The organism is Bradyrhizobium sp. ISRA436 (assembly GCF_029910015.1).
In the GTDB taxonomy this organism is placed as follows: domain Bacteria; phylum Pseudomonadota; class Alphaproteobacteria; order Rhizobiales; family Xanthobacteraceae; genus Bradyrhizobium.
In genome coordinates this window covers 2,470,840-2,497,345 of record NZ_CP094519.1, presented here as the reverse complement: position 1 = coordinate 2,497,345, position 26,506 = coordinate 2,470,840, and the positions used below count along the sequence as shown (strand labels likewise).

Annotated in this window: 19 protein-coding genes; 12 read left to right on the top strand and 7 right to left on the bottom strand. The window is 60.9% G+C overall.

Translation table 11 applies throughout. The features are described 5' to 3' along the window. The first annotated feature begins 581 nt into the window (after nt 1-581). Both MTX23_RS11695 and MTX23_RS11690 read left to right on the top strand, forming a co-directional pair. Nucleotides 582-1,931, top strand: coding sequence for an oligosaccharide flippase family protein (locus MTX23_RS11695; protein WP_280976786.1), 1,350 nt, complete (start codon nt 582-584; stop codon nt 1,929-1,931). 205 nt (nt 1,932-2,136) lie between these two features. Then, complete coding sequence (locus MTX23_RS11690; protein ID WP_280976785.1) at nt 2,137-3,246, top strand: glycosyltransferase family 4 protein; 1,110 nt, start codon at nt 2,137-2,139, stop codon at nt 3,244-3,246. A gap of 69 nt (nt 3,247-3,315) precedes the next feature. Here the strand turns inward: MTX23_RS11690 and MTX23_RS11685 are convergent, their stop codons facing one another. From MTX23_RS11685 to MTX23_RS11660, 6 genes are all read right to left on the bottom strand, one after another. Then, nucleotides 3,316-4,107: an amidohydrolase family protein gene (locus MTX23_RS11685; protein ID WP_280990723.1), complete on the bottom strand. Its 792-nt coding sequence runs from the start codon at nt 4,105-4,107 to the stop codon at nt 3,316-3,318. Between the two features lie 231 nt (nt 4,108-4,338). Then, complete coding sequence (locus tag MTX23_RS11680; protein WP_280976783.1) at nt 4,339-4,743, bottom strand: recombinase family protein; 405 nt, start codon at nt 4,741-4,743, stop codon at nt 4,339-4,341. Between the two features lie 300 nt (nt 4,744-5,043). Continuing rightward, entirely contained in the window at nt 5,044-5,766 is a 723-nt protein-coding gene (locus tag MTX23_RS11675) for a TylF/MycF/NovP-related O-methyltransferase (RefSeq protein WP_280976782.1), read from the bottom strand. Nucleotides 5,767-6,064: 298 nt separating this feature from the next. Beyond that, entirely contained in the window at nt 6,065-7,063 is a 999-nt protein-coding gene (gene galE / locus MTX23_RS11670) for a UDP-glucose 4-epimerase GalE (protein WP_280976781.1), read from the bottom strand. A 600-nt stretch (nt 7,064-7,663) separates the two neighbouring features. Then, nucleotides 7,664-8,482 (bottom strand): WecB/TagA/CpsF family glycosyltransferase, encoded by an 819-nt coding sequence (locus MTX23_RS11665; protein ID WP_280976780.1) that lies wholly within the window; start codon nt 8,480-8,482, stop codon nt 7,664-7,666. Beyond that, the gene (locus MTX23_RS11660) at nt 8,479-9,459 is read right to left on the bottom strand and encodes a UDP-glucuronic acid decarboxylase family protein (RefSeq protein ID WP_280976779.1); all 981 of its coding nucleotides are present in this window, start codon (nt 9,457-9,459) and stop codon (nt 8,479-8,481) included. The genes MTX23_RS11665 and MTX23_RS11660 overlap by 4 nt, the downstream gene beginning before the upstream one ends. Nucleotides 9,460-9,816: 357 nt before the next feature. Between MTX23_RS11660 and MTX23_RS11655 the strand changes: the two genes are divergently transcribed. The 10 genes from MTX23_RS11655 to MTX23_RS11610 all read left to right on the top strand — a co-directional run bounded on the left by MTX23_RS11655 (nt 9,817) and on the right by MTX23_RS11610 (nt 23,204). Continuing rightward, a complete protein-coding gene (locus MTX23_RS11655; protein WP_280976778.1) occupies nt 9,817-11,082 on the top strand; it encodes a polysaccharide biosynthesis/export family protein in 1,266 nt (421 codons plus the stop codon). Nucleotides 11,083-11,390: 308 nt separating this feature from the next. Further along, on the top strand, nt 11,391-12,872 hold the full coding sequence (locus tag MTX23_RS11650) for a right-handed parallel beta-helix repeat-containing protein (RefSeq protein ID WP_280976777.1): 1,482 nt from the start codon (nt 11,391-11,393) through the stop codon (nt 12,870-12,872). 165 nt (nt 12,873-13,037) lie between these two features. Then, nucleotides 13,038-14,030, top strand: coding sequence for an NAD-dependent epimerase/dehydratase family protein (locus tag MTX23_RS11645; protein WP_280976776.1), 993 nt, complete (start codon nt 13,038-13,040; stop codon nt 14,028-14,030). Between the two features lie 69 nt (nt 14,031-14,099). Beyond that, a complete protein-coding gene (locus MTX23_RS11640; protein ID WP_280976775.1) occupies nt 14,100-15,578 on the top strand; it encodes an exopolysaccharide biosynthesis polyprenyl glycosylphosphotransferase in 1,479 nt (492 codons plus the stop codon). A gap of 435 nt (nt 15,579-16,013) precedes the next feature. Beyond that, nucleotides 16,014-17,906, top strand: a complete 1,893-nt coding sequence (locus MTX23_RS11635; RefSeq protein WP_280976773.1) for an AMP-binding protein — start codon at nt 16,014-16,016, stop codon at nt 17,904-17,906. After that, nucleotides 17,903-18,703, top strand: coding sequence for an ABC transporter ATP-binding protein (locus tag MTX23_RS11630; protein WP_280976772.1), 801 nt, complete (start codon nt 17,903-17,905; stop codon nt 18,701-18,703). Before MTX23_RS11635 ends, MTX23_RS11630 begins: the two co-directional genes overlap by 4 nt. A 10-nt stretch (nt 18,704-18,713) precedes the next feature. Continuing rightward, the gene (locus tag MTX23_RS11625; RefSeq protein WP_280976771.1) at nt 18,714-19,670 is read left to right on the top strand and encodes a branched-chain amino acid ABC transporter permease; all 957 of its coding nucleotides are present in this window, start codon (nt 18,714-18,716) and stop codon (nt 19,668-19,670) included. 18 nt (nt 19,671-19,688) lie between these two features. Then, nucleotides 19,689-20,762, top strand: coding sequence for a branched-chain amino acid ABC transporter permease (locus MTX23_RS11620; RefSeq protein WP_280976770.1), 1,074 nt, complete (start codon nt 19,689-19,691; stop codon nt 20,760-20,762). Nucleotides 20,763-20,886: 124 nt separating this feature from the next. Then, complete coding sequence (locus MTX23_RS11615) at nt 20,887-22,218, top strand: ABC transporter substrate-binding protein (RefSeq protein ID WP_280976769.1); 1,332 nt, start codon at nt 20,887-20,889, stop codon at nt 22,216-22,218. Nucleotides 22,219-22,355: 137 nt separating this feature from the next. Beyond that, entirely contained in the window at nt 22,356-23,204 is an 849-nt protein-coding gene (locus MTX23_RS11610; protein WP_280976768.1) for an ABC transporter ATP-binding protein, read from the top strand. 199 nt (nt 23,205-23,403) lie between these two features. Here MTX23_RS11610 and MTX23_RS11605 read toward each other — a convergent pair whose 3' ends face one another. Beyond that, a complete protein-coding gene (locus MTX23_RS11605) occupies nt 23,404-26,496 on the bottom strand; it encodes an efflux RND transporter permease subunit (protein ID WP_280976767.1) in 3,093 nt (1,030 codons plus the stop codon). Between the last annotated feature and the right edge of the window lie 10 nt (nt 26,497-26,506).

The window sequence follows — 26,506 nt, the reverse complement described above, 5'->3', positions numbered from 1 at the left end:
TCCGGAGTGCCGCGCGGCTCACCATGAAAGAGGGGCCCCCGGGGGGTGATCGGCGTTGCTTCACTCTCTAGGGTGCGGTGCGGCTCACGGCTCCGAACGTGTTCGCCAATGCAGCGCAAGACGCTGTTCACCAAGCTCAGATTGGCGACGCCTGGGACGTGTAACCGGGCGTGTCCAGAGGCAAGCCATGAACTTCTTTCGGCAATCGCGACGCGGGCTGACCTCCCGGACGGCTCTCTGCTCGTCACGACGTCAGCGGATGGTGGCCATCCCCTCAGAGATTGGTATCGCGGAGTCGCTCAAGGAGCATGGGCTGAGCGGGATTCTTCCCACTTCTTGCGCCATTTCAGACGCCAAGCCGGTCATGCGGCTGGCTGAGATTGCTGAATACGGGCGGGGATTTGAGATCAGAGGCTACACCAAAGACCACATCAGCCTCACCAGGATCGCTCCGCGTTTAGCCCCGCATCAGATTCAACCAACAAGCGCAGGCTTGAGGATCTCCTTGGTCGGGACGTCTACGGCTTCGCCTGCCTGGACGGAGTCAGGACTTATGGGACTTCCCTCGGTGAGGTCTGCTTATGAGCCTGCGTAAGCAAGCGGCCAGCTTAGCCATTATGCATGCGGCGGACGTCCTGCAGCCCCTTCTCATTCTGCCATATGCCGGCAGGGTTCTGGGGCCCCTTCAGTTTGGACAATACGCATACGCCCTGAGCGTCGGATGGCTCGCAGCCACGATCGTGGAGTATGGTTTTCATTGGACTGCGCAACGTGCGGCGGCGTCCGCCCGGCATGAGCCAGCCGTGATCGCCTCTCTCTTCGCGGAGGTCGCTGCCACGAAAGCTATACTGTGCTTCGTGGTGACGCTCGCTGGCGTCGCTGCCCCGGACGGCCTCCTCGCTGTCAGCAAGCCCATGTTCTTGTGCGCCATGCTGACCTCGGTGGGAGGCATCCTGTTTCCGACCTGGCTGTTCATCGCTCTGGAACGCGCATGGCAAGCGGCCGTCGCGGTGGTCGTCGGCCGCAGTTTGGCTCTGGTGTGCTTCCTGACGATGGTGACCTCGTCCGCCCAAATCGAACTTGCGGTGGCGATTCAGAGCTCGATACCCCTGGTCGCGGGCCTTGTCAGCCTGCCGTTCATCGTTCCCATCGGCTTCAGCGGCTTCAGGGCCGTGACACCGTCCACGGTTGGAATGCAGCTTCGCAACGGCTGGCGAGGATTCCTCTTTACTCTTGTCGAGAGGCTGTTCGTGACTCTGCCTGTTCCGCTTGTCGAGCATTTTGCGGGTTACGTTGCCGCCGGGCACTATTCGATCGCCGAGAAGTTCGTGAGCGCCACACGGCCTTTTTTCAGAGCCATGTGCGAAACGCTTTTGCCCAGAGTCGCATATTGCGCGCACCACGACCCGGAAGCTGGGCTCGTTCTGATTCGGCGTTCCTTGCTGACCCTCGTCGTTGGTGCGGCACTCAGCCTTTTTTTGTTCTTTCTCGCCCCATATGTCATCCTCTTATTATTCGGCGAGAGTTTTTCGGGTGCGATCCCGATCGTTCGGGTGATGTCTGTCATCCCTATTCTAATAAACGCGAATACCTGCACGTCAAACCTCTATATGTTTAACTACGGCCACGAGCGCGCTTGGGCCTCTCTCAACGTATCCGGCTTATTGATATTCCTCGCCGTAGCATACCTACTTTCTCTCCAACTCTCGAACGCGGCCATCGCCGTCGCGATCGCACTAATCGCGAGGGAATGCTTCGTGCTGGTGGTTTCGGCAGGTTTCTTCTTGGTGTTTGGCACTGCCAGAGTGCGGATTCCCGCAACTCAAGGTGACGGCAAGGCGCGCGCAAGCGACGTTGCAGCGGGTTCCATGCTCGCGTCCCCCACCAGCGCCGTGCCGCCTTGGCGTGGTCAACTTCGTTCCGAACGCTAACTCGACGTGCTTCCTCCAGGCTTACCGCCTCACGAGTTAGCCGAGGATCCTCTAGAGCCAGGCGATCCGGCGGCGGCGTAAGCACCGCCGCACACGTGGATGGCTGCTTCAAGGCGGGCGTCACGAGCGTATGGAGTACTCCTCTGTTGACGGTTGAACCTATGCCCTTTGTAATTCACAATCGACAGACGGAAAGGTCGATCGCATGCGTGTTGTCCTCACTCGGCGCGAGGCTCTCGACTCGCCGGACGGCATCAATATTTTCATCGTATCGCTTGCTCAAGCCCTGTCCGATCTGGATCACGAGGTGAAGATCGTTGTGGGGAGCCTCCAGAGCCATGCGGAGTACAGGCGCCTTCTAACTCCTCGTCTCGATCTGCCGATCCTTGCATTGAGTCGCACGCCTTCGACGGGGCTTGCCTCCGTCGCGGCCTGGCTTCGCGCGAAGTGGATTATCGATCGCTTCAGGCCGGACCTTGTCATCCACAGCGAGGCAGTTCCTCTCCCGCTCCGCGGCACAATCGTCCAGGTTGTCCACAATCTCGAGCTTCGCAGTGGGCGACTTGCTCCGGTGTGGCGGATCATTCGGCGGTTCAGCACCAAGCGGTGCGACTACGTGGTCGCTACGACGACTGAGCTTCGTGATGAACTCGTCCGCGATCTTGGCATGCCACGGCACCAGCTTGCCGTGATCCCCAAATGCATCGACCTTCAGGCCTACCATGGGATTGACCTTGCAGCCCGTGAGCGGGCGATCCTCCATTCCGGGACCCTGCCCTACAAGGATCCCGGCGCCACGATCCGGGCATTCGGTGAGCTCGACGATCCGTCAGTAGGACTCTACGTTGCAGGCGACATCACTCAACCGACGCAAGCGGCGGTGGATGCTCTCCCGGATCGGATTCGCAGGCGCGTTACCCTCCTGGGTCCCGCGGATGGGCAGACGGTGCGGAGGTTGCATGGTCGGGTTAGGGTCGCTGCCTTCCCCACTCGCTATGCGACCCCTGTCGCGTCTGCAACTGTCATGGAGGCGATCGCTAGCGGAACGCCTATTGTCGGTTCTTCACGGCTCAGCCGGGATGTGCTCGTGAATGGCGTGAACGGGCTTGTGGCCGATACAGACCCAAGCGCGATGGCGATTGCGCTCAGATCCGTCCTGAACGATGACGCGTTGTGGTTACGGCTGTCCGCAGGCGCGCGCCGAATGGCCCAACGGTTCGATGCCTTTCGCGTCGCGCGGCAGTACATCGAACTTGCGTCTGCGACGAGCCCGCGGCAGCTACCGTCTTATCGACTGCGAAAGCGGTTCCAGTGATAATCTAATCAGCTCTGGGCGGGAGAACCCACATTCGCCGCAGCGGTTGTCGAGCAACGGTTCGTGTCTCTAGAACCCGTAAAGCCGAGCAGGGTTCTCCACCAAGATGGTGCGGCGGATCTCCGCGTCGGGCACCCACCTCGCAAACAGATTGAGAAGATGCCCGGTATCGACCGGAAGGTTGGGCGCGAGATCCGTGTTGGATCGACCAGCGACAGGGGTCGAGTCAACGTGTGGCCAACCCGAGCCCCATAGCAGCCGATCCGGGTTTGCGGCCAGAAGAGCCCGAACCACAGGTATGAGGTCCCCATAGTCGGGAGCTTTCTTGGAGAGCCGATATGGTTCTGCGAGTTTGACATAGGCGCGCCCCGATTTGACCAGCGACAGCACCGCCTCGAAGCCGGGCTGCTGCACGCCACCGGCAACCCATCCGAAGTAATCGAGAACAAGGGGCACAGGGCACGCGGCGAGTTGCGGCGCGAGAGCTGCGACCACGTCGGGAGGTGCCGAGATGTCGAGGTGCCATCCCCGTACGTTAGCAAGATCGATTGCAGTCTGTAGGTGCTTTGCTGCAGCCGCCGGACGGAAGACGCCGGCGCCGCCGAGGAACAGCCGCATGCCGGTGATGCCACCCTTCATCATTGAATCGAGCCTCTCCGACGAAGTGGCCTTGTCGACCAAGGCAACGCCGCGCGCGCGATCTCGCCCGAGCTTCTCGATGGCCGCAAGAGTCACTGAATTGTCATTTCCATAGATGGTCGGCGTGACGATGACCGCACGTTCGATACTCAGGAATTTCAGCATTTCAACCAAGTCGTCGGCGGTCGCGGCGGGAGGGGTGTAGTCCCGTTCCGGCGACATGGGGAATTCCTCCGGCTGGCCAACGACATGGACGTGCGCGTCGCAGGCGCCGCGCGGGACATCGAAAGCGACCGTTGTATTCGGCTTTGGGCCGGCGGCAGAAACCCGCTTCAAGTTGGCCATCGAGACGCATAACGCGCTTGCGGTCTCAAATAGCGCTCGACGTGTCAGCATGAATGTCCAAAGCCTCGGCTTCTTACGTGGCGTCCCGCCGCACTCCGGAAATGGCCGTCACCGTCCGCGCCACCAACCGATACTCAGGTCCCACAGCACAGACCGCAGCGGGGAAGCGCCAAGTGACCAAAGGGGCGCCGATCCGAGGATCATACGTCCGGTCGTGGTGCTCGTGTCAATCGGCGTACCGAGGATGCGAAGGCCGACGCCCTTGCGGCCCAGCCGCTCGATGAGCGCCAGCACCCCCCGGGTCGAACGCGCCACTCGATAGGGTTTCGTGATCGCTATCACGTCCCCTTTCCGAGCGGACTCGATCGCCCGCTCCAACTCCGGCATCTTCCCGAAGACACTGGCCTTCTCGCAGAAATACTCCTGCGCCCCGATCGCGGCCAGATCGCGCCTCTGAGCGTCAAGTCGCCCGATAGGTTCGAGTGGACCAATGCGACAATAGCCCACGATCACGGACTTTCCCCCTGGCAGCCACACACAGGCCCGAAACACGTGCCGCTTTGGACGGTAGTTCTGGACAGTCTCTCGCGGCAACCACTTTGAGCCAATCTACTTTCCGGCGCAAGTTTCGGATTCTTGATGGGTTGGTCTGCACCACCGTAGGTGTTGAGGGTGATCACCAATACTGAGCACAACTCAATACAACACTCTTTGACGGGTTTATTGCGAACGGACTCGCGCTGCGAGACCAGCGGTTTCGGCGGTGATGCTGGCACGCCCCGAATGGAGACTGACTGTCCAGCTAACCAAGCGCTACTTCACCAAAGTACGTCCGGTGTAGTCGATGCGATGAAGCAAAGGCGACATGCTCTGTTCTTCGAAGTATTGGTCTACAGCCTTTCGCGCTCCGGCCCAGTGCCCATAATCGTCAATGATGAGAACTCCGCCCGGTGAGAGCCGCGGGAAAAGGTGAACGAGTTCGTGATAGGTGGATTCGTACCAGTCTGTATCCAGTCGAAGCAGCGCAATTCTCTGCGGGGCCTGCTTTGGGACTGTGCTCTCAACCGGGCCCTGTACGTAATTCAGGAGGTGCGGCGGGTAGCCGGTCGACGCGACATTCCGCTTGACCTCATCCAACGGGGCGGCAGCCCAAATATGACTTGTGTCGCGGGGTTCTGCCGAAAGCAATGTGGCGGCCGATTTTCCTCGTAGATCGCGGTCGGCATCGGTTGGCTGTGACATGCCTTCAAACGTGTCGAACATCCAAATATCGCGCAAATCTCCCGCATCTAAAAGCGTGAGGGCGCAAGCCATGACGCTGCCGCCCTTCCAGACGCCACATTCGAGGATGCTGCCCGGGATGTGATTGCGGACAACATATCGGACCGCTTCGCGCAACGCGGACACCCGTTCTGGTGTCGTCATGGTGAAGGGTTTGACTCTGTTGCAGAGGGAAACGGCTTCTGGACTGAAGTCAGGGGGACAACCCGTCTTTGTGCGTGCGGCGATCGTGTATCCAGCCTTCTCGATCAGCAATCTAATCACCCGTCTCGCAACTCTTCTCATTTACCCCTCCATTAGTCGGGGTTTCGCTGTTCTTTCTGCACTCGTAGCGTATTCAGATTGAGACTGGCCGCTTACGGCAACTAAGGAGTAACCCGGTTTCTCTTGCGTTCGGCGCGAGGCTCTTCATGCTGGCCGTACCGCCTGCCAGTATCGCGCGACAGATCCTTCAGCGCAGCGTCAACCAGGTCGCGAATCGCACGCAGCAGGTGATCCACCAGACCGCTGCTCCAACCGCACGCAACTTTTCAACAGCCTGTTAGTGGCCTCTCTAACGGATGCCGATCCCGAACGCATCTGCTGTCAACTTTTTCTCCCAGTTGTGAGCATGCTCAATCATCTTTGACAGATCGTCTAATTCTGGCCTCCATCCCAGTTTCATAAGTTGACGGCTATCTGCCACAATTGAGGCGGGATCTCCCGCTCGACGGGGCGCTTGGCGAATTTCGAAATCAACTCCCGAGACCCTCCTTACCGCATCAACAACTTCTCTGACCGAGTATCCTCGTCCATAGCCGCAATTAAGGGTCCGGGACTCACCACCGTCCCGCAGATGATCGAGCGCCGCAAGATGCGCACGAGCCAAATCGGAAACATGCACGTAATCTCGCACGCATGTACCGTCGGGTGTTGGATAGTCGCTGCCAAAAATACTCATGCAGGAGCGTCGGCGAAGTGCCGTCTCAAGTGCCACTTTGACGAGATGCGTCGCACCAGGCGTCGATTGACCAAGGCGTCCGGCCGGATCGGCTCCGGCGACGTTAAAGTAACGTAGCGTTACATACCGCAGATTATATGCCGCGCTTGCATCACGCAGCATATACTCCGACATTAGCTTTGACCTTCCATAAGGCGAAAGCGGCGCTGGATCAGCTGTCTCACTTACGGGCGTAAAGCTTGGATTTCCATAAACTGCTGCAGTTGAAGAGAAAACAAAATGCTTTACGTTTCCTCTCACCGCTGCTTGTAGCAGAGCATGTGTTTTGACCGTGTTGTTGAAATAATAGCTAAGCGGATCGGCTATCGATTCCGGAACGACTATTTTGGCCGCAAAATGCAGGATCGCGTCAATCCGATGATTTTGTACAAGACGCAATACCAAATCCATATCTCCGACATCGCCGGCAAAGAAAGGGACACATGACGGAACTGCCGCCCTGTTGCCAGTCGATAGATCATCCAAAACAATCGGAATCTCGCCCCGATCGAGAAAGGCGAGAACTGTATGGCCGCCGATGAAGCCAGCGCCCCCTGTGATCAGTATCGTCATTCGGTAACTCCCTTCGATGAGTTACATTTTGGATCGAGATCGTGCCGGACCGAGGAGCTCGCGTGATCGTCGACAATGGCGTCGAAGCGGCGGGCCTGCGCCAGGTTCTGAACGTGTTGAAGCGATCTCTGAGCGGGCGCGGGTAAGGGCTTGCGACCGGCCACGCCGACGTGAGGAAGAGCTTTGCGAACGAGCCGTTTCTGATGCAGGAAGTGTTGCAGCGCGAGAGCCCGGCATCTCCTTCGGACTGCGCGACGAACGATGCCGCTGGATCGTGCAAGGCATCAGGATGCGGGCGTCCTGCACCGCGAGCACCGATCTCAAGATGGAGAGCCCGATGGTGTAGACGCCGAGTTGACTGGGCTGGGCGCAGCGACCGACCAGCACCGTCGACAGCAGGCTGGTGCCGCTGACAACCGCCTGGTCCGCCAGCGTCAGGGCGTGTGTTCCGAAGATGACGCGCGTGATCTCGGCCACGCTGCTGCGCTCCGACTTCCGGATTCTTCCAGGACATGGAGTTTCGGCTGCAGCAGCGCAATACGGTCCGCTCCAAGCGCCAAGGGCCGGTCTTTCACTCCGACTTCCTGCATGCCAACCTTCTCAACCCGTCTCGCGCGACGGCATCGCGCCGGCGGACTCCCGGCCACGCATGGCGCGTCGCAACAGCTCGCCCGCCGCGAGACAAGAGAATCCCGGCACGATGTAGACATAGCGTCGCCACAGGCGCCGCGGCTCCGAGCACAGCCGGAACAGCCATTCGAGGCAGTGACGTTGCATCCACCTCGGCGCCTGGCGCTTGGTTCCAGCCAGGAAATCGAATGCCGCGCCGACGCCAATCATGACCGGCGCCTCGATGAGGCCGAGATGCGCGGCCATCCACCGTTCCTGTTTCGGCGTGCTCAACCCGACCCAGACGATGTCCGGCCGCGCGGCATTGATCATGTCGATGACCGCGCGATCCTCGTCCGGCGTGAGTGTCCGAAACGGCGGGGAGTATGTGCCGACCACCTGGAGCCCCGGAGTCGCGCGGACCAGCGTTTCCTTCAGCTTCTCGGCAAGGCCGACATCTCCACCGTAGTAGAATTGCCGGTAACCTCGCCTTGCGGAAACTGCCGTCACCTCCCGCATCAGGTCCGGCCCATAGACCCGTTGCGTGCGCTGCTTGCCGATAAGGCGCAGGAAATAGACGAGTGGGACGCCGTCCGGGGTCACCATGCCGGCGTCATTGTGGATCCTGCGCAGCGACGGATCGCGCCGGCATTCCATTACACCGTGGGCTCCTGTGACGCAGACATATTCGCGGCGCCCCTCCTCGATCCAACCCTCAAGGGTCGCGATCGCGTCGTCCATGGTAATGGCGCTCACGTTGACGCCAAGCACGTCGCCGCGATCAGGAACAGGGCTGGCCGAGGCATTCACTGGGGGATCTTCCACACGAGCTTGTCGGCCTCGCGCGGGTCGGCCAGCAGGTTGTCGAAATAGGCGATCGTCCTGCTCAGCCCCTCCACCACGCTCACCACGGGCGACCAGTGCAGAAGCTCACGCGCGCGGGAGATGTCGGGCCGGCGCTGGCGCGGATCGTCCTTCGGCAACGGGCAGAACTCGAGCCGGGAGCGCGACCCCGTCAGTGAGATGATGAGCTCCGCGAGCTCGCACATCGTCATTTCGGCGGGATTGCCGAGATTGACCGGTCCCTCGATGTCCACGGACGCGTTCATCAACCGCGTCAAGCCGTCGATCAGGTCGTCGACATAGCAGAACGATCGCGTCTGCGTGCCCGTTCCGAAGACCGTGATCGGTTCGCCCCTGAGCGCTTGCACGATGAAGCTGGAGACGACGCGGCCGTCTTGCGGATGCATGTTCGGGCCGTAGGTGTTGAAGATGCGGGCGACGCGGATATCCAGCCGGTGCTGCCGCCGGTAATCGTAGAACAGCGTCTCCGTGCAGCGTTTTCCCTCGTCGTAACAGGCACGCGGTCCCGCGATATTGACGATGCCGCAGTAATCCTCGGTCTGGGGATGGACATCCGGATCGCCGTACACCTCGCTGGTCGACGCCTGAAGGATGCGGGCGCGGAGTCGTTTGGCGAGGCCAAGCATGTTGATCGCGCCGAGCACGCTCGTCTTCGTAGTCTGGATGGGATCGCGCTGGTAATGGATCGGAGATGCCGGACATGCGAGGTTGTAAATCTCGTCGACCTCGACATAGAGCGGGAACGTCACGTCGTGCCGCATGACCTCGAAGGCCGGCTCGCCGAGAAGCGGCTCGATGTTGCGGCGCATGCCGGTGAAGAAGTTGTCGACGCACAGCACCTCGCATTCCTGCCTGAGCAATCGCGCGCACAGATGCGAGCCGAGGAAGCCTGCGCCCCCAGTCACCAGAACACGTTTTTTCACGTTGCGTCTCCGCCCGTTTGCATGTTCGCCGGACGGTCTCCGGCGTTCTTGATCTTGAGGGAAGCAAGACGCCGGCAACAATCGCGCTCATGGATCAGCAGCAGCGAATAGGAGCTAACCGACGTGGACCGCGGGTTACCCCCAGCGAAGTACCGCAGACGCGTGCGCCGATAGTCCGTGTTTTTCCGCAGCTTCGCTCACGCAACCACTAGTCTAGAGGCGGCCGGCCGCGGAACCCCTGCGCGTGCCCGGTCGGAAACGCATGGAGCCTTCGTGGACCGCGATCGCCAACCAATAGCCTCCGGACGTGCCGGACTCGCCACGCCCATCTGGCGTCTGTTGCGCTTGTTATCGGCGGTGAGCCTTTCCGTCCTGCTGTGCACTGCCGCAGCGCCGGCGGGCGAGACGACCTACCGGCTTGCGCCGGGCGACCGCATCACGGTGACTGTCTTCGGCCAGCCGGAACTCTCCGGCGACGTGCAGATCGACGATGCCGGCACCATCAATCTTCCCTTGGCTGCGCCCATCGAAGTCAAGGGCCTTACCGTGTTTGAATGCCAGAAGCGGATCAACGACCGACTGCTTGCCGACGGGATCCTGCGGACACCCTCGGTCGGCGTGCGCATCGCCGAGCTGCGGCCGCTCTACGTGCTGGGCGACGTACGGCTGCCAGGCGCCTACCCCTTCCGCTACGGCAGCACGACGCAGAGTGCGGTGGCGCTCGCCGGAGGATATGGCCCAGGCGCCGCGCTACGCAGCACCGCGCTCTCCGATTATCTGACGGCGGAAGAACGTGTCCGCCAGCTGACCCTTCAGAAGCGCACCATGCTCGTCCGCGAAGCGCGCCTCGAGGCGCAGCGCGACGGACAAGACAGCTTCTCGCCACCGGATCTCGGCAACGCGGCCAACGACAAGGACACGCTCCTGATCATCGCAAGCGAGCAGGACATCTTCCGCGTCCAGGCCGCGATCTTGCGGGGCCAGATCGACCTGCTTCGGTCGCAAAAGCCCCTGCTCAAGGAACAGATCGACGCCAACACCGAACAGAGCAACGCCGGCAAGAAGCAGCTCGACCTGATCCGTCAGCAAATCGATCGATATGGCGCCCTTCTCAGGCAAGGATTGGGAACACAGAACAACGACTTCAACTACCGCGTCCTCGAGGCGAACCAGGAGGCGGCGGTCTGGCGGTTGCTCTCGGACGTCTCCCGGCTGCAGGTCGACGCCGGAAACCTCGACTTCAAGATCAAGGATATCGAAGCGGCATTCAAGCGCCAGGTCGCGACAGACCTGCAGCAGACCCGCGATCGCCTCAACGACCTCGAGATCACGCTGCCGGCTGCGATCGCGGAGCGTGACGCCAGGCTGCAAAATGTCGGCGGCGCGACCGGCAACGGCGTCAGACATTTGATCCGCATCACGCGCATGCGGAACGGTCACGCCGTCGTTTCGGACGCGGACGAAACGACCCCCGTCGAGCCCGGTGACGTCATCGATGTCAGGAATGAGATGCCGGCCGGCCCTTTACCGAGCGGCGAAGCGAGCGCGCAACCGCCAAGATCACGATCATCCAGGACCGAACAGGCCAGCGGCCAGGACTCCATCAACCCGATTGCCAGATAGCAGATCGCGTTGCCGAGACGAGCCGCCGCCATGACATGAGATCGCGCCTTCGGGAGTCATGACCACAAACGCCTCAATCCCGCGTATCTTACCTCCCGGAGACCGCTACGTCCTGCTGCCGTGTTGCGTTCTCATGGGCTATGCGCTGCTCGGCAAGGGCTTCGTCTATTTTGGCTACCGGCGTGCGTGATCAACGGCTCTTTCGACGTCGCGCTCGAAGCGCCGACGCAAGGCGTCTGGTTCTGCAGCCTGTTCGGCTTCGGCATCGGCACGACGATGATCTATCGTTACATGGAAGGCCGCGGTCTATGGCGCGCACCCCCCTCTCGCGAGCCCCTGCCGGCCAGCGCACGCTGAAGCTCACGGTCTGCCTGACGGCGTTGATCTGGCTCGTCTCGGTGGCGCCGGCGCTGTGCGGCGTCGTCGACGAGCCGTGCCCGGCCGATGCCATCCCGGTTCTGCCGGGCGAACCGATCCAGGCCGCCGTCGATCGTGCCGGAGCGGGCGCGGCGTTTTGCCTGAAGAACGGCGTCCACCGCAGCCAGGCCGTCCGGCCACGCGCCAACCAGCGCTTTTATGGAGAAGGTCGAACAATCCTGAACGGCAGCCGCCGGCTCACCGACTTCAGCCGCGAAGGAAGTTATTGGATTGCCGGAGGTCAGAACCAACAGGGACGGCGGGTCGGATCATGTGTCAGGTCGATGCCGGCCTGCAACGTGCCGGAGGCGGTCTTCATCGACGACGCACCGCTCGTTCAAGTGCTGACGAAGAACGAGCTCACTCCGGGACGCTTCTACTTCGACCATTCGATCGGAGAGATCTTCCTCGCCGACGACCCTTCGGCCCACAAGGTCGAAGTGACCGCCGCCGCGTTCGCCTTCGAGAGCACCGCACCCGGCGTCCTGATCAGGAACCTCATCATCGAGAAATATGCCAGTGTCGGCCAGAAGGGTGCAATTCAGGCCCAGGACACCAACGGCTGGGTGGTCGAGAATTGCGAACTGCGGCTGAACAGCGCGGCGGGGATCGCGGCGGGATCAGGCACCCGGATCCGCGACTGCGACATTCACCACAACGGCCAGATCGGGATCACGGGAGCAGGCCACGACGTCGTGATCGAACGCAACCGTGTCTTCGAGAACAACACCCGCGGCTTCAGCTCCAACTGGGAAGCCGGCGGCGTCAAGCTTGCGGTCAGCTCAGACGTCGTCTTGCGCGGCAATCTGGTCTACGACAACCGCGGCCCGGGCCTATGGTGCGACATCGAATGCCGCGACGTTCTCTACGAGGGAAATATCATCGAACGAAATCGCGACGCCGGAATATTCCACGAAATCTCTTTTTCGGCCGTGATCCGCAACAACAGGGTTCGGCACAACGGCCTCGGCAAGGGTTGGTTCTGGGGCAACAACATCCTGATTGCCGCGTCGCAAGACGTCGATGTCCATGACAACGCGCTGGCCGTGAGCGCCGGAAAATGCGGGATCATCCTTGTCGATCAGGGCCGCCGCATGAAATCCGGCGATCTCTACAAGACGCGCAACAACAACATCCACGACAACGACATGACATTCGAAGGTGCGGTTTGCGCCGGCGCCGCCTCCGACGTCGGGCCCGACAACGCAAACGCCAACGTCATCGAGACCGGCAACAATCGGTTCGACAGCAACGTCTATCGCGTCTCCCGTGGAAGCGCGCGGGTCAGGTTCGCGTGGGGACATGCCGTCTTCGACTGGGACGAGTTGCGGCGCGCCGGACTCGAGCACAACGGCAGTCTTCTCGTCTATTGAGCGAGCAAACGGCTCGACGCACTTGCGGCGATTCCGGACTACCACCTCGTTCCAATCGGGACTCCGAAACAGTCCGGCTAAGATCGACGCTCGACGTAGCTTAATCCCTTCCGCGACTGATGCAGCTGAGGCAGGACACCACCAGGACAACACGGAGGCGCGAAAATGCGAGGCAGGAAAACGGCGCTCGTCACGGGTGCCGGCGGATTCATCGGCCACCATTTGGTCAAGTATCTGGTCGGGCTCGGATACTCCGTGCGCGGCGCCGACATCAAATGTCCCGAATACGAGGAAACCGCCGCCGACGAGTTCATGATTGCCGACTTGCGTGACCCTGCGGAATGCCTGCGTGTCACGAATAAGATGGACGAGGTTTATCATCTTGCCGCCGACATGGGCGGCATCGGCTATATCACCGCGCAGCACGCGGAGATCACGATCAACAACACCCTGATCGACGCGCATATGCTGCAGGCCGCTCAGCATCACGGGGTCAAGCGCTTCCTGTTTTCCTCATCGGCCTGCGTCTACCCGCAATATCTGCAGCGAGATTCCAACGTCGTTCCTCTGCGCGAGGACGATGCATTTCCGGCCGACCCGGAAGAAGGCTATGGCCTCGAAAAGCTCTATACGGAAAAGCTCTGCCAGTACTTCACCGAGGACTGGCACCTGCCGACGCGCGTCGTCCGCTTTCACAACGTCTACGGTCCGCTCGGCACCTATGACGGCGGCCGCGAAAAGGCGCCTGCAGCGCTGTCGCGCAAGATCGCTGTTCTCCACAGCGGAGACGAGCTGCAGATCTGGGGGGACGGCAAGCAGACACGATCGTTCATGTACATCGATGATTGCGTCGAAGGCATTCATCGCATCATGCAGTCCGACTATTCCCGCCCGCTGAATCTCGGCACGGACGAGTTGGTGACGGTCGATGAACTCGTCGACATCATTGCCGCCATCGCCGGCAAGTCGGTGATCAAACACCACGACACCTCGAAGCCGCAGGGCGTGCGCGGGCGTAACAGCGATAATTCGCGGCTAAGGACTGTGCTCGGTTGGGAGCCGAAGACAACGCTGCGACAAGGACTCGTTCCCACCTACCGCTGGATCGAGGAGCGCGTTCTCGGCAAACCGGATCTCTCCAGCATCGCAGCCGCATAGCAGCGGACGTCCTCCGGTATCGCAGCCGGAGGACGTTGTCTATTGGATCGAACGGAAGCAAGTACCAGCATGGCGGACCAGGGGCTGAACCTGCATCAAGCGAGCCGCCCGAGCCTGCGCTCTGGCAGCGACCGCGGTCTCGGATTGGTCCGGCGACACCGTAAGTCGATCGTCATGGCTTCGCTGGTCAGCGGCGACGTCGCCGCCGCGTTCGCCGCAGGCTACTGTACCGGTTTGCTCGCACGAGCGGCCGGACTGCCGGCGCCCCAGCATCTTGAGGTCACGGTTCTCCTCGTCGTTTTCGCGTTCTTCGTGGTCGGACTCTACACCGGATCCGGTCCGGGGCCTTACCAGCGCTTCCGGCAGCGCGCGCTTGGCATTGGCGTTGTCGTCGCGGTGTGGAGCATCGCCACGATAGCGCACGACGGCGGGGGAAAAATCGCCGACCTCATCGTTGTACAAGCCGCTTACGCGGCCTGCCTGTTGTTGATCGGCCACTACGTCGAGGCCGCGTCCCGGGCTCTGCTGATGCATGTCGACCTCTGGGGCGCCTCCACCGTCCTGGTGGGTACAAGCAGCCAATGCCGCGACCTTGCACAGTTGCTGACGCGCAAATCCGAGCTCGGCCTGAAGCCGATCGGGCTGATCAGGACTGCCGATGATGATTCCTCTATGGCAGGGTTATTCCCGTTGCCCTTGATCGGGACGACGACCGACCTTGCCAGCATCAGGCCGCGCACCGAAATCGAAGTCGCCATTTTCACGACCGCGATCGGACTCGCCGCGATCCAGCGCGATTGCCATGTGCTCGCGCAGCCTTGCCGCTTCATGTTGCTCGAAGACATCCGCACCGCTCAGAGCCCATGGCTGCGTATGCACGCGCTTGAGACCATGCTGGGCATCGAAACTCCCCGCAACTCTCGCTCCCTGCAGAACTGGCTCCTCAAAAGGATGTTGGATATCGTGCTCGCCGTTCCACTGGCGCTGCTCGCGCTGCCTGTCGTCGCGCTGGCGGCGATTTCGATCAAGCTGATCGACCCGGGTCCGGCCTTCTTTGTCCAGGAACGCATCGGGCATCGGGGACGGCTGGTGAAGATGCACAAGCTGCGCACGATGTATGCCAACAGCAATCACCTGCTGGAAGAACATCTCAACCGCAACCCGCAGGCACGCGCCGAGTGGCGGCAATTCTTCAAGCTGCGGAATGATCCGCGGATTCTACCGGTTATCGGCAACTTCCTGCGCCGCTCCAGCATCGATGAACTGCCGCAGCTCTGGAATGTCATCCGCGGCGACATGAGCCTGGTCGGGCCGCGCCCGCTTCCCGCATATCATGCCGAACAGCTGGATGAGGAATTCCGTTCGTTGCGCACCAGCGTTCTGCCGGGCATCACCGGGTTGTGGCAGGTCTCGTCGCGCAGCGACGGCGATCTGCAGGTGCTGCGAGAGCAGGATCTCTTCTACATCCGCAATTCGTCGCTTTGGCTCGACGTGTACATCCTGCTGCAAACGCTGCCGGCCGTTCTGGGCGCCAGGGGAGCCCGTTAGTCGCCTGGCGTAACGCCCGCTCTCGTCTCACAATCTTAGAAGCAACCGTGTCGCAGCAACGCGCCAAAGTTGAGAATCTTTATCCACGTAGTGCGCTTTAGTCGCAGCAGCGTTCTCGCCATCGGGGTCACTGCCGTCAGCCCAACGGATTCTACGGTGCTCTTCCAAATTGGGCCTCGAAGAGCGGCCATCGGGAGCGATGATATCCGTCGTTATGCTAATTGCGCGCCCGTCCAATCGGTCGGAACCTCGTGGCGGAGTTGATGTTTCCATGTTCGGACCCGACAAGACCGTCTGAAGGCGGCAAGGGCACGAAGTTCGCGCTGTACTGACGGGGGCGGACTGGAGGAAGCTGTGGCGCAAGCCGCCGCTCAAGCGGACACATTCCCTAAGCTATTGATTCGCAACGCCCTTTTGTTCGGCTCCCGACCGAGCATGCGGCACAAGGACCTTGGCATCTGGCAGACTTGGACTTGGAGCCAGGTGGCCGAGCTTGTTCGTGCTTACGCCATCGGTCTGCAGCGGCTCGGCCTCAAGCCCGGCGAGACGATTGCCATCGCCGGCAATAACCGGCCACGGCTTTATTGGACGATGATGGCGGCGCAGATGCTCGGCGCCATTCCGGTACCGGTCTATGCGGATGCGGTGGCCAACGAGCTCGCCTTCGTGCTGGCACACGCCGAAGCGCGTTTCGCGGCGGTCGAGGATCAGGAGCAGATTGACAAGATCATCTCGGTCCAGCAGCGCCTGCCCAAGCTGGAACTTGTGCTCTACGACGAGAAACGGGGACTGCGCGACTACGACCACAGCCGCCTGCACTGCATGGACGAGGTGATCGCCGATGGACAGCAAGCGCTCGCCAAGGATCCGCACCTCTCCATTTGGCTCGATGCCGAAATCGAGAACGGCAAGGGGTCTGATCCCTCCATCATCCTTTACACCTCCGGCACCACCGGCAACTCGAAAGGCGTGGTGTTTACGAGCGCGCGCTCGATTGCCGCAGCCACCGACACGGTGGCCTTCGACAAGCTGACCGAGAGAGACGTCGCGCTTGCCTACCTGCCGTCGGCCTGGGTCGGCGACCATTACCTTAACTATGTGCAGGGGCTGGTGTCCGGCTTTTGCATGGCCTGTCCGGAGAGCCCCGACACAGCCATGGCCGACCTGCGTGAGATAGGCCCGACCTTCTATTTCGCGCCGCCGCGGACGCTCGAGGCGCTGCTGACCCGCCTGATGATCCGAATGGATGATGCCGGCTATCTCAAGCGCAAGATGTTCCACTATTTCATCGGCGTCGCGCGCGCCTACGGCGAACGCATCCTCAACAGGCAGCCGGTGCCCCCAGCCGGACGGCTGCTCTACGCGCTCGGCAACATCCTAGTCTACGGCCCGCTAAAGAACGTGCTTGGCTTCTCGCGTGTACGCGTCGCCTATACCGCAGGCGAGGCCATCGGGCACGATTTATTCAGCTTCTATCGCGCGATCGGGCTTAATCTGAAGCAACTTTACGGACAGACGGAAGCTTTCCTGTATCTCACCGCCCAGCCCGACGGAGAAATCTACTCCGACACCGTCGGACCCACCTTCCCCAACGTCGATATTCGCATCGCCGAGAACGGCGAGGTGCTGTTCAAGTCGCCGGGCATGTTCACCCGCTATCTCAAGGACGAGGAAAAAACCGCCGAAGCGTTCACAACCGACGGCTATGTGAAGACCGGCGATGCCGGCTACTTCGACGAGCGGACCGGCCACTTGAAGATCATCGACCGCGCCAGGGATGTCGGCAAGCTCAATGACGGCACGCTGTTCTCGCCGAAATACATCGAGAACAAGCTCAAGTACTATCCCAACATCCGTGAGGCGGTCGCCTATGGCAATGGCCGCGACTTCGTCGCCGTCATGATCAATATCGACCTCACGGCGGTCGGAAACTGGGCCGAGCGCAACAATGTGACCTATGCCTCCTATCAAGAGATGGCCGGTCACCCGCAAGTCTACGACATGATCGAGAAGAATGTCGCCGAGGTGAACCGCTCGCTTGCCGCCGACGGCAAAATGGCGAGCGCGCAGATCAAGCGCTTCTTGATCCTTCACAAGGAGCTCGACGCAGACGACGGCGAGCTGACCCGCACACAGAAGGTACGCCGCCGCTTCATCGCGGAGCGCTATGAGCCATTGGTGAAGGCGATCTACGACGGCTCCAAGGAAGCCAACATCGCGACCGAGGTGACCTTCGAGGACGGACGCAAGGGCACCATCAAGGCGCTGGTGAAGATCCGCGAGATGGAGATCCAGCCGGCCGCATCCGCGATGGAGAAAGCGGCATGAGAGCCCCCGGCGGAACTGAAGCTGCTGTCGACACCGTACTGCTGTCGATGGAGCAGGTCTCGCTGGCGTTCGGCGGTGTCAAGGCGCTGAGCGGCGTATCGTTCAACATCCACAAAGGGGAAATCTGCGCCATCATCGGCCCCAATGGCGCCGGCAAGACCTCAATGCTCAACGTCATCAACGGCTTCTATCATCCGCAGCACGGCCGCATTACCTTCAAGGGCGAGACGCGCGCCGAGATGCACCCGTACGAAGCTGCGCGCGGTGGCATCGCCCGAACCTTTCAGAACGTGGCGCTGTTTCGCGGCATGACCGCGCTCGACAACATCATGGCCGGACGCTCGCTGAAGATGCACAGGAACTTCTTTTGGCAGCTGCTGCGCCACGGGCCTGCCATGAAGGAGGAGATCGAGCACCGTCTGCGAGTCGAGGAGATCATCGACTTTCTCAAGATCCAGGAAATCCGTCGTGTGCCGGTCGGCCGATTGCCTTACGGCCTCCAGAAGCGCGTCGAACTCGGGCGCGCGCTCGCTATGGAGCCGGACTTGCTGCTGCTCGACGAGCCGATGGCTGGCATGAACCTCGAGGAAAAGGAGGATATGTCGCGCTTCATCCTCGACGTCAATGACGAGTACGGCATCACGATTGCGCTGATCGAGCATGACATGAGCATCGTGATGGATTTGTCCGACCGTGTGGTTGCGCTCGATCACGGCATCAAGATCGCCGACGGCGCGCCCGACGACGTCAGGAGCAATCAGGCCGTGATCGACGCCTATCTCGGCGTCGCGCGCTAGGGGAGATGTCATGGAGCTTCTCCACATGGCCTTCATCGAACCCTTCGTGCAGATGGCGCGGGCGCCCGATCTCTTGGCGCAGACGTTGTGGGAGGGGCTGGTCAGCGGCACGCTCTATGCGCTGATCGCCCTCGGCTTTGTGCTGATCTTCAAGGCATCGGGCGTGTTCAACTTCGCGCAGGGCATCATGGTGGTGTTCGCCGCGCTGACGCTAGTTGGCCTGCACGACGCTGGCGTTCCGGCCTTTCTCGCGCTCGCGCTTGCGGTTGCGGTGATGTTCTGCCTTGCCCTCGCTGTGGAGCGGCTGGTGCTGCGACCGTTGGTGAATCAACCCGACATCATCCTGTTCATGGCCACCTTCGGCATCACCTACTTCCTCATAGGCTTCGGCGAATTGGTGTTCGGCGGCGACCCGAAGGTGATGATTACGGACGAGCTGTACCTGCCGCAGGGACCCATCACCTACCGCACGTTGGGTGGAATCGTCCAGTTGCAGAAGCTCGACATCGCTTCCGCCGTTGTCGCCTCGTTGATGGTGGCAGGGCTCGGCCTGTTCTTCTCCATGACGCGCATCGGACGCGCGCTCCGGGCGGTTGCGGACAGTCACGCGGCAGCACTTTCGGTCGGCATCTCGCTCGAGCAGATCTGGGTAATCGTCTGGTTCGCTGCCGGGCTGGTGGCTTTGGTTACCGGCATCTTCTGGGGCGCGCGCTCGGATGTCTCGTTCGCACTCGACGTGATCGCACTCAAGGCACTGCCGGTGCTAATCCTCGGCGGACTCACCTCGATTCCGGGAGCCATTGTCGGCGGTCTCATCATCGGGGTCGGCGAGAAGCTCGCCGAGTTCTACTGGGGGCCATTAGTCGGCGGCGGCACCGATGCTTGGTTCGCATATGTGATTGCGCTGATCTTCCTGCTGTTCCGCCCGCAAGGGTTGTTCGGCGAGCGGATCATCGAGCGGATATGAGCTGTAGCGGGTAGTTCGATGCTTTATCGCGAAACCGGACAATTCAAGACCGACTACGCCAGCGATCAGGCGATCTTTCCGATCCTGCAGGACCGCATCGGCATCGCGGTCATCCTGGCAATCGCGATCGCCATTCCATTCACCGGGCACGACTTTCTCGTCAACGCTGTGCTGATCCCGTTTCTTATCTTCGCACTCGCGTCGATCGGGCTCAACCTGCTCACAGGCTACACCGGGCTGTTGTCGCTAGGCACAGGCGCCTTCATGGGGGTTGGCGCCTATTCGTGTTACCGGCTGACGTCGTCGTTCCCGGACGTGAACATCCTTGTCTGGATCATCGCTTCGGGATTCATCACCGCAGCGGTGGGCGCGGTGTTCGGCATACCTTCGCTGCGCATAAAGGGTTTCTATCTCGCCGTCGCGACATTGGCAGCACAGTTCTTTCTGGAATGGTGCTTCATCCGCATCCCCTGGCTCTACAACTACAACATCTCGGGCGCCATCGAGGTGCCGCAGCGCGAATTGTTCGGCGTCATCATCACCGGGCCGCGCGCCACGTCGGAGACTCGCTACTACGTCGTGCTGGCCTTCGTGATGGTCATGACCTGGCTCGCCTCTAACCTTGTCCACGGTCGCATCGGCCGCATGTGGATGGCGGTGCGCGACATGGACATCGCCGCAGAGTTGATGGGCATCCGCCTGCTGCCGACCAAGCTTCTCGCCTTCGCGGTGTCCTCCTTCTATTGCGGCGTGGCCGGCGCGTTGATGGTGTTCCTCTGGTACGGCGGAGCGGAAGCTTCTGCTTTCAACATCAACCAGAGCTTCACTGTCCTGTTCATGATCATCATTGGCGGTCTGGGCAGCCTGCTGGGCTCCTTCATGGGTGCCGCGCTGATCTACATTCTTCCGATCGTCGTGCGCCTGCTGCCGGAATCGCTCGGCCTGCCGCTGCAGGCGGACACGGTGGAACACATTACCTACATGACAGTCGGCGTGCTGATCATCGTCTTCCTGGTTGGTGAGCCGGCCGGGCTGGCGCGTCTGTGGCAGATAGGGAAGCAGAAAATGAGGGTGTGGCCATTTCCGTATTGATAGAGCGAGAGGAGCCAATTTTCGACCGCAGCCGGTTTGAGGCCGCGGCTCCCAAATTGTCGCCTTGCAAAGCGGGGGCGAAGCTAGACGCGCCGGCTGTCGGCGCGGTTGATGGGAGGATGTCATGAATACAAGACCACTGCTTATCGTCATTGCCTGTGCCGGGTTGCTGGGAACCACAGCGCTGACCAGCCCAGCTCTGGCGCAGGACTCGATCTACGTGCCACTGTTTACCTACCGTACCGGTCCCTATGCCAATTCCGGCATCCCGATCGCCAACGGCATGCACGACTATCTCACCATGCTTAACGAGCGGGACGGCGGAATCGGCGGCGTCAAGCTCAAGGTGGAGGAATGCGAAACCGGCTATGACGTCAAACGGGGCGTGGAATGCTGGGAGTCGGTGAAGGACAAGAACCCGACAGTCGTCAACCCGTTCTCGACCGGCATTACGCTGCAGGTGATTCCGAAGGCCGCGGTCGACAAGATCCCGGTCCTGTCGATGGCCTATGGATTATCGGCTTCGGCGATCGGCGAGGACTTCCCGTGGGTGTTCAATCCGCCCGCCACTTATTGGGACGGCATGTCGATGATCATCCGCTACATCGGCGACAAGGAAGGCGGCCTGGCAAAGCTCAAGGGCAAGACGATCGGCTTCATCTATCTCGACGCTGGCTATGGCCGCGAGCCGATTCCGCTGCTTGAGCAGCTGGGCAAGGACTACGGCTTTACGGTGAAGCTCTACCCGGTGGCCGGCAAGGAGATGTCGGATCAGTCCGGACAATGGCTGTCGGTTCGCCGCGACCGTCCGAACTGGATGATCATGTGGGGCTGGGGCGCCATGAATCCGACTGCGGTCAAGCGCGCCGCTGAGAATGGTTATCCGATGGACCACTTCGTCGGCATCTGGTGGTCGGGAGCCGACAGTGACGCGAGCGCCGCGGGTCAGGAGGCCAAGGGCTATCTCGCGCTCAATATCAGCGGCTTGGGCTCGAACTATCCCGCGATCCAGGACATCAAGAAATACGTTGTGGACAAAGGCAAGAGCCAGGTCGCAAGCGATCAGTTCGCCAGCACCTTCTACGATCGGGGCGTCTACAACAGCGTGCTGATCGCGGAAGCGATCCGCAATGCACAAAGGATCACCGGCAAGAAAGTCGTGACTGGCCCGGATGTCCGGCGCGGCCTCGAAACGCTGGACATTTCGGAGGCGCACTGGAAGGAGCTCGGCCTCCCGAACTTCGGAACAGTTGTCCACTCCACTTGCACCGACCATAACGGCCACAGCCCAGCCTACATGCAGCAATGGGATGGCACCAAATGGGTCAAGGTCTCCGACTGGATCGAGCCGATGAAGGACAAGGTGCAGCCGTTGCTGGAGAAGGCTGCTGCCGACTACGTCGAGAAGAACACCGGCTGGCCGAAGCGCACCGAGGCTTGCGACAAGCCAGCGTAACTGAGAAGACCCTTATCCTTCCGAGCGCGGTGGGGCGCGTCTCGAGAAAGGAGAGACGATAGATAGGCCAGTTGCCCTCATCCCTCGAGGCGTGCGCACCTCGTCGGGATGAGGGCGGCTTCAAGGGAAAGACCGGCATGCCCACCGCCGAACTCGCCGCTTCTAAGCCAGTGACCACGCCCGCCGCCCTCTTGCTGTCGGTCAACAATATCGAGGTCATCTACGACCGCGTCATCCTGGTGCTCAAGGGCGTATCGCTCGGCGTGCCCAAAGGCGGCATCGTGGCATTGCTCGGCGCCAACGGCGCTGGCAAGACCACCACGCTAAAAGCGATCTCCAATCTGCTGCACGCCGAACGCGGCGACGTCACCAAGGGCATCATCCAGTTCGACGGCGCCGAGGTGCAACATCTCTCGCCCAACGAGCTGGTGCGGCGCGGCTGCATACAAGTGATGGAAGGCCGTCATTGTTTCGGCCACCTCACCATCGAAGAGAATTTGCTCACTGGCGCCTTCACCCGGCGCGACGGCAAGGCCGCGATAAGCCGCGATCTGGATCTGGTGTATAATTATTTCCCCCTCCTCGCCGAGCGGAAGAATGCGTTGTCCGGCTACACCTCCGGCGGCGAGCAGCAGATGTGCGCCTTGGGGCGCGCGTTGATGTCGCGCCCGAAGATGATTTTGCTCGACGAGCCCTCTATGGGGCTGGCGCCACAGATCGTCGAGGAGATCTTCCGCATCGTCAAAGACCTGAACGAGAAGGAAGGCGTGTCGTTTTTACTCGCCGAGCAGAACACCCATATGGCGCTGCAATTCGCGCGTTACGGCTACATCCTAGAGAACGGTCGCGTGGTGATGGACGGCGAGGCCAGGGCGCTCGCCGCCAACGAGGATGTGAAGGAATTCTACCTCGGCATTTCCGAAGATCGCCGCAAGAGTTTCCGTGACAGCAAGCACTACCGCCGCCGCAAACGGTGGCTCGCCTAGCTAACTCGTTAGTCCGGGAGGACCTTTTTTTGGCGGAGAATTTATCTTGAAAGACTGACGAGTTTTAATGTTGTTCCGTTGAAACGGAGCGGCGCGGTATTGATCTGACAGCGCAAATGGGTTGCCTGTACCGTTCGAGCGCACATGGCGAAGCCGACTGCAGACTCTGCGGGTCGCGCAGGCGAGACCGATTGCCGGGTCAGACTGTCCTCGGCTCATCACCTGGCGGCGCAAGCTGCGATGCGTCCTGCGATACTTGGTGGGAATGCTCGGTCGCGATCAGGAGATAAATGGCCGGCACCACGAAGAGCGTGAACAGTGTACCGATCGAGATTCCGCTTGCGATGACAAGTCCCATGTTGAAGCGCGAGACCGCTCCAGCGCCGCTTGCGAGGATCAGCGGAACCACGCCAAAGACCATTGCCGCGGTGGTCATGAGGATCGGCCGCAATCTGATTCCGGCCGCCTGCTCGATTGCTTCGCGCTTGGCGACGCCGCCGCGCTGCAGCTCGTTTGCGAATTCGACAATCAGAATGCCGTGCTTGCTGATCAGGCCCATCAACGTCACCAGGCCGACATCGGTGTATATGTTCAGCGATGCGCCGCCGATGCCAAGGCTCACGAAGATCAACGCACCGGCGATCGACATCGGCACCGATACCAATATGATGCATGGATCGCGGAAGCTTTCGAACAGCGCCGCAAGCGACAGGAAGATGATCACCAGCGCAAATCCGAACGTGGCGACAAAGCCGGAGGATTCCTGGATATATTGCCGGGACAAGCCGCTGTAATCGACGGTGTAGCCTCGCGGTAACGTCTTGGCAGCAAGATTCCTGAGGAAGTCCAGTGCGTCGGACTGCGCGACGCCGGGCGCCGCAACTCCCTGAATGGTGGCGCTGTTAAGCTGCTGGAAATGATTGAGCGTCTCCGGGACCGTTTTGGTTGCGATGTGCGCGATCGTCGACAGCGGCACGGGAATGCCCGATACGTTGGCCACGTAGTAGTTGAGCAGCTGATCTGTATTCAGGCGAAACCGTCGATGGACTTGCGGGATTACCTTGTAGGAACGCTGGTCAAGGCTGAAATAGTTCACATAACCACCGCCCAGCATCGCCCCCATCGCGTTGCCGACATCGCTCATCTTGAGCCCAAGTTGCGCAGCCTTGTCGCGATTGATCTCGACGACTGCTTCGGGATTGTCGATCTTCAGATCTGTGTCGAGGAAGATGAACATTCCGCTGTCGATCGCAGCTTTCAGGAACTGCTGGGCGGCATTGTCGAGCTTGTCGAACGAATCGGTCGTCTTGATCACGAACTGTATCGGCAGCCCCTGGCTGCCCGGCAGCGGAGCCAACTGAAAGGCGGCGATCCGCGCCCCGGCAACCTGGTCGAGTTGGTGCTGAACGATCGGCTGCAGCTGGTTGCTCGTCCTTGTGCGCTCGTCCCACGGCGTCAGCACCATGCCCGAGACCACGCGCGCAGGCGAGTTGATCTGGAAGACGTGATCGGTCTCAGGATATTTCTTCATGATCTGGAAGACCTGCCGCGCATACAGCACCTTTTGCTGTAAGGTCGCGTCCGGCGCCAACGTGGACGTCGCAATCACCACACCCTGGTCTTCCTGGGGAGCAAGTTCGCTCTTGGCGCCTGCATAAAGGAAATATATGCTGGACAGCACAAGCAGTGCGAAGACGCTTGTTATAGGTATATAGTCTAGGCTGTCGTGCAGCCAGCTCAGATAAAGACGACGTAGCGCCTCAAAACGGCGTTCAATGAGGGCAGTGAATCGTGCCTGCCAACCGCGCGTTGCGCCATGCGGCTTGAGCAGACGGGAGCTCATCATCGGCGACAGCGTCAGCGCGGCAACGGCCGATATTGTCACCGTGCCGACCAGGGTGAATGCGAATTCCGTGAACAGCGCCCCGGTCAGACCGCCCTGGAACGCGATCGGGACATAGACCGCGACAAGGACAACCGTCATGGCGATGATCGGGCGGCCGAGTTCTCGCGTAGCCTCGATCGCCGCAACGACCGGCGCCTTGCCGGCCTCAAGGTGACGATTGACGTTTTCGACGACGATGATGGCATCATCGACCACGAGCCCGATCGCAAGCACCAGCGCCAGCAGCGTCAAGAGATTGATCGAGAAACCGACCGCCAGCATCATGGTGAAGGCGCCCACCAGCGACAGCGGGATCGCGACCATCGGGATCAGGACGGAACGCCCCGACCCCAGGAACAGGAATACGACGAGATTGACGATCAGCAGAGCCTCGACGAGCGTCTGTACGACGTCATAGATCGCCGCGCGCACGAATTTGGTGGAATCGTAAACGATCTGGCCGTGCAGTCCGTTGGGCAGCTGTTGTTGAATGCCCGGGAAAATCCGGTGCACGCCCGCGATCACGTCGAGCAGGTTGGCAGTCGGCGCCACCTGGATGCCGATATAGACCGCCGGCTTGCCGTCGAATGCGACCTGTGTGTCATAGTCGTCCGCGCCGAGCGAGACGTTTGCGACATCCTTCAACCGCACGATCGCGCCACCCGCCTGCTTGACAATCAGGTTGGCAAATTCGCTCTCCGAATGTAGGCCGGTCGATGCTGTGAGATTCACCTCCACCATCTGCCCCTTGGTGGTGCCGAGCCCGGAGATAAAATTGTTCTGCGTCAACGCAGCCGCTATATCTGCGGCGCTGAGGCCATAAGCAGCCAGCTTTTTCGGGTCGAGCCACGCCCGCAGGGCAAAGTTCTGTCCGCCCAGAATTTCCGCAGTCTGAACGCCCGGTACGGCCTGCAGCTTCGGCTGAACGGCGCGGGTGAGATAATCGGTGATTTGATTCCGTCCCAGCACGTCGCTGTCGAAGCCGAGATACATGGCGTCGATCGTCTGACCGATCTGCACCTTCAGCACCGGTTGCTGCGACCCCGAGGGAAGCTGGTTGAGCACCGAGCTGACCTTGGTGTTGATTTCCGTCAGTGCCTTGTCGGCATCGTAGTTGAGGCGGAGGTTGATGGTGATCGTGCTCACGCCGCTTGCGCTATTCGAACTCATGTAATCGATGCCGTTCGCCTGGGCGATCGCGTTCTCGAGCGGCGTTGTAATGAAGCCGGCGATCACATCGGGGGCAGCGCCGTAATAGGTGGTAGTAACGGTGACGACCGCATTCTGCGTGCGCGGATATTGCAGCACAGGCAGCAAACTCATGGCGCGCAGGCCGAGCGCGAGGATCATCAGATTGACCACGGTGGCAAGAACGGGCCGGCGAATGAAGAGGTCGGTGAAGTTCATGGCAGGCCTC